The sequence below is a fragment of the Geobacillus sp. WSUCF1 genome (assembly GCF_000422025.1).
GTDB classification, from domain to species: domain Bacteria; phylum Bacillota; class Bacilli; order Bacillales; family Anoxybacillaceae; genus Geobacillus; species Geobacillus zalihae.
This window is the reverse complement of sequence record NZ_ATCO01000050.1, coordinates 1-11,388: the sequence shown is the minus strand read 5'-3', so window position 1 is coordinate 11,388 and position 11,388 is coordinate 1. Positions and strand designations below refer to the sequence as shown.

Sequence of the window (11,388 nt, the reverse complement as noted above, 5' to 3'; positions counted from 1 at the left end):
TCCCACTTTCACTTCGCTTCGAAGTGGGAGACTTCTTTCGGAAAGATGTTAAATTGAACATTTACGAAGAAGAGAGCGGTAAGTGCAGGAAAACGGTGCGTTGCGACGGTGCTCCAAGGCTTTCCGTTTTTTAGGAAGAACGGCAGCGGGCGTTTTGGCGGGACAGATGGTGCCAAGCAGTCTTAAAGCGTGAGTGGACGATGAGGATATAAGAGGGCATTCGATGGTGTGTATCGTTCTGTGTCGCTGGCGCGCGAGCAGCCCACCTGATGAAAGGGTGAGCTGTTTCCGTTCAGAGCATACATTGTTCGTGGCGATGTTTCGCGTCTGTTCAAGGGGAATGGCGACATCAAGGCAAGCGGTCAAACAATATCCCCGAGCCGCTCTTTTCCGTGCTGACGGCTGACGAGTTCGTCGAGCTGGCGGATTTTTTTCCACGCTAAGTCGTCGCTGATCGTTCGATAATGGTGGCGGCCGCCGGGCTCCTCGTCGGCTTCGTCGGCCCATTTGACGATGGCTTGAAGCGGCGTTCGTTTCCATTCTCCTTCTGGAAGGTAGGAATCGGTATGAAGCAAAATCGCCAGGGCAATTTCCTTAGCGTTTTGCGGATGTTCGCCAAGGCGGATCAGCAGCTTATGGGCGCGCTCGGCCCCTTTGATGGCATGGATGTCGTTTTGCCGGTATTGTTCGTAGTCCCAACGGCCGTTTTTGTACCATGTGTAATGGCCGATATCATGAAGCAGTGCCGCTTTTGTCGCCAAGTCGACGTTCACTCCGTGGCGGAGGGCAAGGTGGTAGGCATGGTACGCCGCGGTGATGGCGTGGGCGAGGCCGGATCGTTTTAAATATTTTTGCGCAATCGGATGGGCAAAGACGTCGGTTAAGGTGACCGTTCTCATAGGCATCCCCTCCGTTTTTTGTATTTCTCACCATCATACCATGGCGTAAAGAGTCAGGCAATGAGAGAAAGTAGGTGGGAGCGGTTGCATGGGAAAAAATAAGCCGATCGTGCTAAAATAGCGCTCGGCTTATTGGATTTGTGCTTGGCAGGCAAGCCGTTTGGCTGGTTGATCCGTTTTTTCGCGCTCGCGCCGCGTTTTCGGAGCGAGAAGGTGAGCGCCGGCCAGAACGGTGACCATGCAACGGCCACACGTTCCTTTTTTGCATTTGTGATCGAGCAGAACACCTTGTCCTAGGGCGGCGTCAAGAAGCGAAACGCCGGGGGCTGGCTGCACGGTGAACGTTTTCCCTTTTTGTTCGATTTGAATGACAAACCAAATTCAGTTGAACCATTGAAAATCAAATCGTCCTCGAGCAGCGTGCACTGCTGGGCGGCGTTGGCGGCGGCGGAAAAGTCGATCGGGCTGCCGAGCTGTTTCGCCTGTTCAATGTCACTTCGAATGTCACCTTTTCTCCTGGTCCGGAATAAAACAGAATAAGGAACATTGCCCACTTGATATGCGGCGCGATTCCGGCGATAATGGAAACGATGTGGAATGAATGCCGCCAAGCGGCATGGAATGAGCGAAGAAGGTGAGACAGAACGATGAAACGTGCGGAACATATTTATCAAAGACTCGTAGAGATTTGTGGGGAAAGAAACGTCCTGCGCGATGAGCCGATGAAAAACCATACATTAGTGCGGATCGGCGGCAAGGCTGATTTTCTCGTTTGGCCGGAAACGTACGAGCAAGTCATCGAGGTGCTGCGGCTGAAAGAGGAGTACGGCCTGCCGTTTACCCTTCTCGGCAACGGTTCGAACGTCATCATCCGCGACGGCGGGCTGCGCGGCATTGTCATGCAGCTGAAGCATCTCAACCGCATTTGGCGTGAAGGAAACAACGTGATCGCCCAAAGCGGGGCGGATATTAAAGCGGTGTCGCGGTTCGCGCTCGAACAACATCTCACCGGGTTGGAGTTCGCCTGCGGCATTCCGGGGTCGGTCGGCGGGGCGATTATGATGAACGCCGGAGCGTACGGCGGGGAAGTGAAAGATGTGCTTGACCATGTCAAGGTGGCGACGCTCGCCGGCGAGTTGAAAACATTGACAAACGAGGAACTGGAGCTCGGTTATCGAACAAGCATCATCAGCCGGACGCATGATATTGTGCTTGAAGTCGTCTTTTCCCTGCAGCCGGGCGACTATGCACAAATCAAGGCGAAAATGGATGATTTAACATTTCAGCGCGAATCGAAACAGCCGCTTGAGTATCCGTCGGTCGGCAGCGTGTTTAAGCGGCCGCCGGGCTATTTCGCCGGCAAGCTCATTCAAGACAGCGGCCTTCAGGGAAAAGGATTCGGCGGTGCGGAAGTGTCGACGAAGCATGCAGGATTCATTATTAACAAAAACAATGCGACGGCTGCCGATTACATCGCGACGATCGACATGGTGCGCAAAACAGTGAAAGAAAAATTCGGGGTCGATCTGGAATTAGAAGTCAAAATTATTGGCGAGGAATGACGGAGGATCCGAATCCGGTTTGCGGGTTCGGATTTTTCTTATTTCGCCGAGAGGAAAAATGAAACAAACCGCCAATAGGTAAGAAAAGGGATTATGAATGGGGGGAGAGGATGAACCTTTATTTCATGATCAATCCAGCCGCCAAAAACGGCCGGTCCGTGTCGATTTGGAAGCAGCTGCAACCGCTGCTCGATCGGGAAGGAATCGCCTACCAGGCATATTGGACGACCCGAAAGGGGGAAGGAAAGGAAATCGCCCGACGAATTGGCGAGGAAAGCGCTGAGCCGACGGTGATCGCGGCGGTCGGGGGCGACGGGACCGTGCATGAAGTGGTGAACGGAGCGGGTTCGTTTCCGCACGTTGCGATTGGCTGCATTCCGGCCGGAACGGGAAACGACTTTGTCCGCGGCTTCCGGCTTGCCCGAACATCGAAACAGGCGCTCCAACGGCTGTTGAGTGACGTTCGGCTAGGCAGGGTTTTGTCTTTCGATCTCGGCCGTTTTGCCAGCAGCGCCGTGCCCGACGGCGCGTTTGCCAACAGCGTCGGCTGCGGTTTTGACGCCCATATCGCCCGCATGGCCAACCGTTCGGCATGGAAAGGGCGGTTCAATCGTTTTGGGCTTGGCTCGCTTATTTACGTGCTTTATTTAGTGATAGAGCTATTCCGCTATCGACCCGTCGATCTTGACATTTGCATTGACGGGCGAAACTATTCATTTCAGCAAGCTTGGATGGCGACTGTGTCCAATCATCCGTACTACGGCGGAGGTATGCGCATCGCCCCGTCCGCCCGGGGTGATGACGGCTTGCTTCATGTGACGGTCGTAGGGCCGATGCCTCGTTGGAAAATTCTTGCGCTGTTTTTAACAACCCATACGCCGTAAGTCCCCCACCTCTAAGCGAAGCGTAGGTGGGGGATACACGGCGTTCTTTTTTTTTACTTTTGATCAAAAAAAAGAAAAAAATGGGTAAATCAATGAAAAAGAATATATATTTTCGAAAATAAATACTTTATATTAGTAAGTAAGGAGGTGAAAATATGTACCGAACCGTAAAAACAAGCTTTTCTGCGAACAAAGAAACTATAGAGAAATTATTCCACATCCGACGGATTTGTGGGGTGATTTGGAATGATTGTGTGCAATTAGCCCGTTATTATTATCGTTTAGGGAATCATTGGATCACCCAAACCGAATTACAAAAAGAGCTAAAAGGCAAATACCCTATTCACAGTCAAACCATCCAAGCCGTCGCTCATAAATTTTTGCAAGCAAGGGATTCTGCCAAAGAAGCAAGAAAAAGTGATAAAAACATCCGTTTCCCTTACAAAATGAAGAAAACCTTCAACCCAAAATGGGTCGATCAAGCTTTTTCGATAGAAAAAAACACCCTTTACTTAAGTCTCGGCAACACGAAAGGACCGGATGGAAAGCGCCTTCCTAAATTAAAAATAAAACTCCACCATGTTCCGGAAGGGGAAGTCAAAGAAGTCGAACTCGTCTATGACCGAGGACTCAAGTTTTGTTTGTCTTATGAGGACGGAAAACAAGCATCTTCTTCTACTGGAACCAACATCGCCGCTGTTGACCAAGGAGAGATTCACGCCATCAGTGCCGTCAGTGAAAACGGAAGCAGCATCATCATCACCGGAAGAAAAATGCGTTCCATTCATCGATTGAGAAATAAAAAATTGGCAGAACTGCAAAAACTGATGTCCCGCTGCAAAAAAGGATCAAGGAAATGGAAAACATATAACCGTGCGAAGCAATATATTTTATCGAAAAGCGAAGCACAACTGAAAGACTGTTTGCATAAAACGACGAAAGAATTTGTGGACTGGTGTTTGGAGCAACAAATCAAACATGTCGTTGTTGGTGATGTCGAAGGAGTACAGCGCAATACCAAAAAGAAACGAAATAAAAATACGAATCAGAAATTGTCCAACTGGAGTTTTGGCAAACTCTATGACTATTTGAAATACAAATTAGAAGCCAAAGGCATTACCATTGAAAAGGTGGATGAATCTTACACGTCACAAACATGCCCTGTTTGTGGAAAACGAAACAAAGTGAAAAATCGCAATTATCGTTGTGCTTGCGGTTACGAGCAGCATCGCGACATTCACGGCGCAAGCAATATCTTAACAAAATATTTATACGGGAAAATGATCCCGATTTCCATTCAACCGCCAACGTATCTACGGATCACGTAAGTGAGAAGTAGTAGATGGGTCGGACCGCCCCTATGGGAGGAGAAATCCGTTCGCACCATAGTTGCTTACGGTGGGAGGCAAGATGTCGGGAGATATCTGCCGTTATGACCACTAGGGATTGAGTTCCCTGTCTAAAACTAATCAAGAAGATGGTGTTGCGCGTTGCGGACACCAAGAAACGTTGTTTCGCTTCTTCTTGGTTGGTTTTCGACAAGAAACCCCCACTTCGACGCTACAGGCGTAAGTGGGGGAGGTTCATCCGTATTTTGGGGCGGGCATGTGCGAATGAAAGAAGTTTCCGTGTTTGCCGGGCGGAACGTGCACATTCGCCCCGCCGCTCCCGTCCCCGTTCACGCTGATGGAGAGGAAGCGGGGGTGGGAGAGGTGTCGGCTTGGATTGAGGCTAAAAGGATGCGAGTCATTGGCGCGGAACTCGGTGGATGATGAGGGCGTATGTGAAAAGAGAAAGGGGGAGTGAGGAGACAAGTGGTGGGGAAGCGGATGGTCATGTTTGATGTCGTATTCTATGTGGTGTTTCCGATCATGCTCTGGCATGCATTGCGCAGCCCGGTCGGGGAGTACGGGGCGATGTTGATTTGTACCGTGCCGGGAGCGGTTTATACCGTTTATCGCTATTGGCGTATTCGCAAAGTGCAATGGTTCGGCACGTTTTTGATTGTTAATCTGGCCGTTAGTACGCTGTTGAACATATTCGCTGGCTCTGCGTTGCAGATGTTATGGAATGACGTCTGGTACTCGATTGTTTTGTCTGTCTTTTTTTTTGGTGACGGTCGTTGTCAAGCGCCCGTTGTTGCTTTATTTTTCTCTTGATTTTGTGGAAATGCAGGGGGCTCCGCGCTCGGTCATGAAAAGACGGTTTTTGGAACGTGATGTCTTTTCACTTTTTCAATGGATCACTGTTGGTTTTGCTTTGCGCGACGGGCTGTTGGCGGCGATTAAGGCGTACTTGATCGTTCGCTACGACGTCGAAGCGTTTGACCGTGCGATTGTCATTCGCGAAGGCATTGGTTGGGGGATCACGATTCTCTGTATGTTGGGGTTTGTCCGTATTTCGAAAATCATCTCGGAGCGGGAGAACCGCCATCATTCGACGTGAGCGTAAAGGAGAGAAGCGGTCGAAAGCAAAACGGGCAACTGAAGAAACAGGGAAAAGGGAGCGGCGTTGCACATGGCCAAACGCCAAGAGGGTGTCCCAAAAGGATCAGGACACCCCCTTTCGTCTCTCTATATACGGCATTGACCGCTTCTTCCGCACTATATTTCGTGTCTATCTTGAAGTCAGACAGCCTTTTGGGTCAGCCCCTTTCTCATCTTAAATGAAGAACTCATAATACGCAGGTGGCGGGAGTATGTCATTCGGAACTCATTTTCTATTGTTTTCTTGCTTGTTCTGTTTCCCTTGGCCTGCCGGATGGTCGGCTTTCACTTGCGGTGCAGCTGCCTGCTTCAGTTGTTGTGAATGGGAAACCGAGACACGAGACTCTGTTTGTTTGTTCACAGCAACCGCCGCTTGGTGTTTTTGACCGTTTGCTTTGGCGCTGGCAGCAGTTTTATGGTACATATTCCCTTTTGTTTCTATCTTGATCGCTTGCGTGGGGGACGAGTTCGTTTCTATTTTTGTGCTGGTGTTCGTTTGTTCATTTTGTTGAACCGCTGTCTCGTCTTCCGCCGGTGCGCTATTTTTCGACTGTGGGAGCGAAAAATCAGGCGAAAGAAACAGAAAAATAGGAAAGAAAGGGAAACGGTGAGAGTTCCTTCACGGTTTGGCAGTCAACCGCTTGTTTGCTATAATGGAAACAAGTTTGACAAAGACGATATCCGAGGCGGCTCCTGCCAATTTGTTTGGTGGGAGTTTGTTTTTGCGATGAGCGCCCGGCAGGGGAAAACGGGATGGCCAATGCCATGCCGAGCGAAAACGAAAGGAGCAAACCGGTTATGACGGAGCGGGTGGATGATATTGTTGAGGTTTGTTTATTAGCGGGAAAATTGATGCTTGAAAGCGGCGGAGAGACGTATCGGGTGGAAGATACAATGACGCGCATCGCTGCTTCGTTTGGCATGCCGCGCTCCCATGGTTATGTCACACCAACGGCCATTATTTTTTCTGTTGAAGGGACAGACTCAACCAGATTGATCCGCATTTCCGAGCGTTCGACTGATTTAGCGAAAGTGGCGGTCGTGAACGATATTTCCCGGCGCATCAGCCGCGGTGAATTGACGCTTGAAAAGGCGCGAAAGGAGCTCGAGGATATCGGGCGCGCCCCGATGGGTTACCCTCTTTGGCAGCAAACCGCCGCCGCAGCGTTAGCGAGTGCTTGTTTTGCGTCATTGATTGGAGGGATGGTTCACTTTTTCCCATCGCTTTTTTCCGGAGGGGTGGCATTTTGGTGTTTTGAGATGGTGCATCGGTTTGTGAAAATCCGGTTTTTCGCGGAATTTTTTGCTTCTTTTGTCGCCGGGGGGCTCGTATTGTTAATGGTGCAGGCCGGATTTGGCGGGGACGTCGGGAACATGATCATCGGCTCGGTGTTGCCGCTCGTGCCGGGGCTGGCCATTACGAACGCGGTGCGTGACTTAATGGCCGGCCATCTCATCGCCGGATTGTCGCGCGGGGCCGAGGCGTTTTTGACGGCGTTTGCGATCGGCACTGGCATCGCCTTTGTTTTATCTATTCGATGATAGGGAGCACAGGTCATGATTGTTATGCAGTTGCTGCTTAGCTTTGTGGCGTCAACGTTGTTTGGCATGATTTTTAATGTTCCGCCGCGGCTGTTGCCGCATAGCGGATTTGTCGGGATGAGCGGATGGGCGGCCTATACGTTTGCTGTACGTTCGAGCGTAGACAGTGTGATTGCGACGTTTATAGCCGCGTTTTTCGTCGCCTTTTTAAGCAATGCGTTTGCTCGGCGCTATCGGGCGCCGGCAACCATTTTTATTGTTCCTGGCATTCTCCCGCTCGTTCCAGGTGGGACGGCATTTGAAGCGATGCGTCATGTCGTCATGAACGACTACAATGCAGCGATTCCGTTGGCGGCAAAAGCGTTCATGATTTCCGGGGCGATTGCGATGGGGCTCATTTTTTCTGAGGTCGTCAACCAGCTGGTAAAGCGCCGCCCGTAATGGCACGTGTCTGTTTTTTCCAATCATTTGCCTATCGTTGTATTTGTTTGTCTGAATATTATAATGAATATAACGATGTTTTTTCTATCGATTTTGAAACAGCGGGGGAGAGCGGAATGAAAGACATTATCGAGCAGATGAAAGCGGAGCTATGGGAGGTTTTCGATCACCTTCACCGCCATCCAGAAATCAGCTGGGAAGAGTGGCAAACGACTGAATTTCTCCGCCGAGAGTTGGAGCGCGAAGGATATCGGGTGCGGACGTTTGCCGATTGCCCGGGTGTGGTGGCGGAAATCGGCGCCGGGCCGTTTACGGTTGGGGTGCGCAGCGATATGGATGCGCTTTGGCAAGAAGTGAACGGCGTTTGGCAGCCGAACCATGCGTGCGGGCATGATGCCCACATGACGATCGTGCTCGGGGTGGCGAAGCTGCTTCGCCGCATCGGCTATGAGCCGCCGGGGACGCTCCGGTTTTTGTTCCAGCCGGCTGAGGAGAAAGGAACAGGGGCGTTAAAGCTGATCGAAAAAGGAGCGGTCGACGGCGTGTCGTTTTTATACGGCGTTCACCTGCGGCCGATTCAAGAAGTGAAAGGCGGATATGCGGCGCCGGCGATCATCCATGGGGCGGCGCAATGCATCGAAGGGCGGATCCGCGGTGTGGCGGCGCACGCGGCGCGGCCGCATTTAGGCGTCAATGTCATTGAAGTCGGCAGCGCCATTGTGCAAGAGCTCGGCAAAATTCATATTGATCCGCAAGTGCCGGCGTCGATCAAAATGACGAAGTTTCACGCCGGTGAAAAAGATGCGAACACGATCCCGGACTACGCGGAATTTGCCCTTGATTTGCGGGCGCAAACGAACGAGGCGATGGAGCGGCTCGTCGAGGGGCTGCGCCATGTGATCAACGGGGTCGCTGCGATTTACGGAGCTGATATTGAGCTTGTTGAGCGGACGCGCATCGTCGCCGCTGATCCTGATTCAGATGCGGTGCGGCTGATGGAGGAGGCGATTATCACGACTTTGGGGACGGAAAAATGCGTTCCGCCGGTCGTGACGTCGGGAGGAGAGGATTTCCATTTTTATTCCTTTCAAAAACCGGAGCTGAAAACAACGATGCTCGGATTGGGCTGCGACTTGCGTCCAGGGCTCCATCATCCGAACATGACGTTCCGGCGCGATGATTTGCTTTCCGGCGTGGAAATTTTGGCGCGGGTTGTGATGAACACGTTTGCGACGTTTGCGCCGCAGGGGGAGAACGAGCGTGCCTCTGTCGCTGCAAATCATTGAGACGATCGAACAGTTGAAAGAGATGGCCAGGCTTGAGGAGGAGATTTGGAAAACGGCGCCGGTTCCGCTCCATCAAACGCTGACGGCGGCGAAAAACGGGGGCATTATCATCGGGGCGTATGCGGACGGGAAGCTTGTCGGCTTTGTCTACAGCTTTCCTGGGGTTCGAAATGGGGAAGTGTATCTTTGTTCCCATATGATGGGGATTGCTGAATCGTTTCGTGATCGTGGCCTCGGCTATCGCTTGAAAATGAAACAGGCGGAAGAAGCGCGGCGGCGCGGCTACCGAGTCATCCGCTGGACGTATGACCCGCTGCAAAGCCGCAACGGCTATTTGAACTTGGCGAAGCTTGGGGCCCTTGGCGTCGAGTATGTGGAAAACTGCTACGGCGAAATGAGTGACGCGTTGAACGGTCAACTGCCGTCTGACCGCTTCATCGTCGAATGGCGGCTTGATGAGCGAGTGACTGGGGAACGGAATTTGGTTGAAGCAGATCTTCTCAAGGCCAGAAGGTTGACGGTGCTCGAGGCAGGGCAAAGGGCTGACGGTCTGTTGCAGCCGGTGCCGAGAGACATCGATGGAACAGCGGCGCCGTTGCTGTTGACAGCCATCCCGCTTGACTTTCCGCAGCTGAAAGAGCAGGATTTCGCGCTGGCGCTTGAGTGGCGGCTGGCGACGCGCGCTCTGTTTCAGCGGCTGCTTGCGGAAGGATGGATTGTCTTCGATGCTTGGCGCCGCCTGGAGGAAGGGGTGCTTTATTACATATGGAAGCGGCGGAGTGAACGAGGGCAGCAGAAAGGGGAAGAAGAATGACGATCGACATCGAGTACGTCATATTGCGCCATTTGCAAATGAAGTTGAAGGCGCCGTTTACGACGAGCTTTGGGACGTTTCAAAGGAAAGAGTTTATTTTAGTGGAAGTCGTGGATCGCGACGGCGTTTCCGGCTGGGGCGAATCGGTCGCGTTTGCCGCCCCGTGGTACAGCGAGGAAACGGTGAAAACGAACTGGCATATGCTCGAAGATTTCCTTGTGCCGCTTGCGCTGGCTGAGCCGATTCATCACCCGGAGGAGCTGGCAAAGCGCTTTTCTGCCATCCGCCAAAACAACATGGCGAAAGCGGCGATTGAAGGGGCGGTATGGGATTTGTACGCCAAGCGGCTCGGCGTCCCGCTTTGTCAAGCTCTCGGGGGAACGAAAAAGGACATTGAAGTCGGCGTCAGCATCGGCATCCAGCCGACGGTTGCCGATCTGCTCCAGGTGATTGAGCGGTATGTGGCGCAAGGGTACCGGCGGATCAAAGTGAAGATCAAACCGGGATGGGATGTTGATGTCATTCGCGACGTGCGGCGCGCGTTTCCCGACGTGCCGCTTATGGCCGATGCCAATTCAGCGTATACGCTTGCCGATGCAGATCGGTTGAAAGCGCTCGATGAATTCGGGCTGCTGATGATCGAGCAGCCGCTCGCCGCTGACGATCTCCTCGATCACGCCCGGCTGCAGCCGCTTCTGCATACTCCGATTTGTCTTGACGAAAGCATTCGTTCCTATGACGATGCGCGCAAGGCGCTTGACCTTGGCAGCTGCCGCATCATCAACATCAAAATCGGGCGCGTCGGCGGGCTTTGGGAGGCGAAGCGCATCCACGATCTTTGCGCTGAGCGCGGCGTTCCGGTCTGGTGCGGGGGGATGCTGGAAGCAGGGGTCGGGCGCGCCCACAACATCGCGATCACGACGTTGGAAAACTTCGCGCTTCCCGGCGACACCGCCGCGTCGTCGCATTATTGGGAGCGGGATATTATCACACCGGAAGTCGAGGTGCAAGGCGGCTTGATCCGCGTGCCGGACGCTCCCGGCATCGGCTATGACGTCGACCGCCGCCAAGTGGAGCGGTATACGCAGTTTGCGAAGGTGTTTCATCGTACGGCGACGGCATAAAGGATGATAAAAGGGAGAAAGAAAAAATGATGATCAGACCGATTGAAGTTCGCGATGCGGAACATTTCTTGGAGTTGTACAAAAAAATTGATGAATCTGGTTTTAGTACAAACTGTTATAATAGCAATTTGGAGCTGGCCTAAAACGCGTTGGCGCTTTGGGCCAGCTCTTTGTTCGTGGCGTTATACCCGTCCGATTCCGGTGTTCGCTTTGACGACAATTTCCGTATATTTCTTTTCATCCGATTTTTTCGACGAGACGAGCGTGCCAACGATCGCACCGATAAAGCCGAGCGGAATCGAGATGATGCCCGGGTTGGCGAGCTTAAAGCTCACATTTCGCACCCTAAC

General features: G+C 52.3%; 13 protein-coding genes and 1 pseudogene. 11 read left to right on the top strand and 3 right to left on the bottom strand.

Annotated elements, in window-relative coordinates:
• Positions 1 to 362: 362 nt before the first annotated feature.
• From I656_RS10600 to I656_RS17775, 3 genes and pseudogenes are all read right to left on the bottom strand, one after another.
• The gene (locus I656_RS10600; protein WP_013146000.1) at positions 363 to 899 is read right to left on the bottom strand and encodes an HD domain-containing protein; all 537 of its coding nucleotides are present in this window, start codon (positions 897 to 899) and stop codon (positions 363 to 365) included.
• A 129-nt stretch (positions 900 to 1,028) separates the two neighbouring features.
• Positions 1,029 to 1,235: a 2Fe-2S iron-sulfur cluster-binding protein gene (locus tag I656_RS17510; protein ID WP_020754493.1), complete on the bottom strand. Its 207-nt coding sequence runs from the start codon at positions 1,233 to 1,235 to the stop codon at positions 1,029 to 1,031.
• An 8-nt stretch (positions 1,236 to 1,243) separates the two neighbouring features.
• Positions 1,244 to 1,393: pseudogene (locus I656_RS17775) on the bottom strand (encapsulin); the annotation flags it as partial.
• A gap of 153 nt (positions 1,394 to 1,546) precedes the next feature.
• Here I656_RS17775 and murB point away from each other — a divergent pair.
• From murB to menC, 11 genes are all read left to right on the top strand, one after another.
• Positions 1,547 to 2,461 (top strand): UDP-N-acetylmuramate dehydrogenase, encoded by a 915-nt coding sequence (murB, locus tag I656_RS10605; RefSeq protein ID WP_015374224.1) that lies wholly within the window; start codon positions 1,547 to 1,549, stop codon positions 2,459 to 2,461.
• A gap of 110 nt (positions 2,462 to 2,571) precedes the next feature.
• Positions 2,572 to 3,345, top strand: a complete 774-nt coding sequence (locus tag I656_RS10610; protein WP_020754491.1) for a diacylglycerol kinase family protein — start codon at positions 2,572 to 2,574, stop codon at positions 3,343 to 3,345.
• 155 nt (positions 3,346 to 3,500) lie between these two features.
• The gene (locus tag I656_RS10615; RefSeq protein ID WP_020754490.1) at positions 3,501 to 4,673 is read left to right on the top strand and encodes an RNA-guided endonuclease TnpB family protein; all 1,173 of its coding nucleotides are present in this window, start codon (positions 3,501 to 3,503) and stop codon (positions 4,671 to 4,673) included.
• Between the two features lie 162 nt (positions 4,674 to 4,835).
• Complete coding sequence (locus tag I656_RS19705; protein ID WP_020754489.1) at positions 4,836 to 5,117, top strand: hypothetical protein; 282 nt, start codon at positions 4,836 to 4,838, stop codon at positions 5,115 to 5,117.
• 45 nt (positions 5,118 to 5,162) lie between these two features.
• Positions 5,163 to 5,504 (top strand): VC0807 family protein, encoded by a 342-nt coding sequence (locus I656_RS19050; RefSeq protein WP_223810891.1) that lies wholly within the window; start codon positions 5,163 to 5,165, stop codon positions 5,502 to 5,504.
• Positions 5,505 to 5,538: 34 nt separating this feature from the next.
• Positions 5,539 to 5,790, top strand: coding sequence for a hypothetical protein (locus I656_RS19045; RefSeq protein ID WP_223810892.1), 252 nt, complete (start codon positions 5,539 to 5,541; stop codon positions 5,788 to 5,790).
• Between the two features lie 839 nt (positions 5,791 to 6,629).
• On the top strand, positions 6,630 to 7,373 hold the full coding sequence (locus I656_RS10620) for a threonine/serine exporter family protein (RefSeq protein WP_033005157.1): 744 nt from the start codon (positions 6,630 to 6,632) through the stop codon (positions 7,371 to 7,373).
• A gap of 15 nt (positions 7,374 to 7,388) precedes the next feature.
• Positions 7,389 to 7,814, top strand: a complete 426-nt coding sequence (locus I656_RS10625; RefSeq protein ID WP_020754483.1) for a threonine/serine exporter family protein — start codon at positions 7,389 to 7,391, stop codon at positions 7,812 to 7,814.
• Positions 7,815 to 7,930: 116 nt separating this feature from the next.
• Positions 7,931 to 9,100: a M20 peptidase aminoacylase family protein gene (locus tag I656_RS10630; protein ID WP_033005154.1), complete on the top strand. Its 1,170-nt coding sequence runs from the start codon at positions 7,931 to 7,933 to the stop codon at positions 9,098 to 9,100.
• A complete protein-coding gene (locus I656_RS10635; RefSeq protein ID WP_033005148.1) occupies positions 9,075 to 9,914 on the top strand; it encodes a GNAT family N-acetyltransferase in 840 nt (279 codons plus the stop codon). The genes I656_RS10630 and I656_RS10635 overlap by 26 nt, the downstream gene beginning before the upstream one ends.
• Complete coding sequence (gene menC / locus I656_RS10640) at positions 9,911 to 11,038, top strand: o-succinylbenzoate synthase (RefSeq protein WP_020754480.1); 1,128 nt, start codon at positions 9,911 to 9,913, stop codon at positions 11,036 to 11,038. The genes I656_RS10635 and menC overlap by 4 nt, the downstream gene beginning before the upstream one ends.
• Positions 11,039 to 11,388 lie beyond the last annotated feature (350 nt).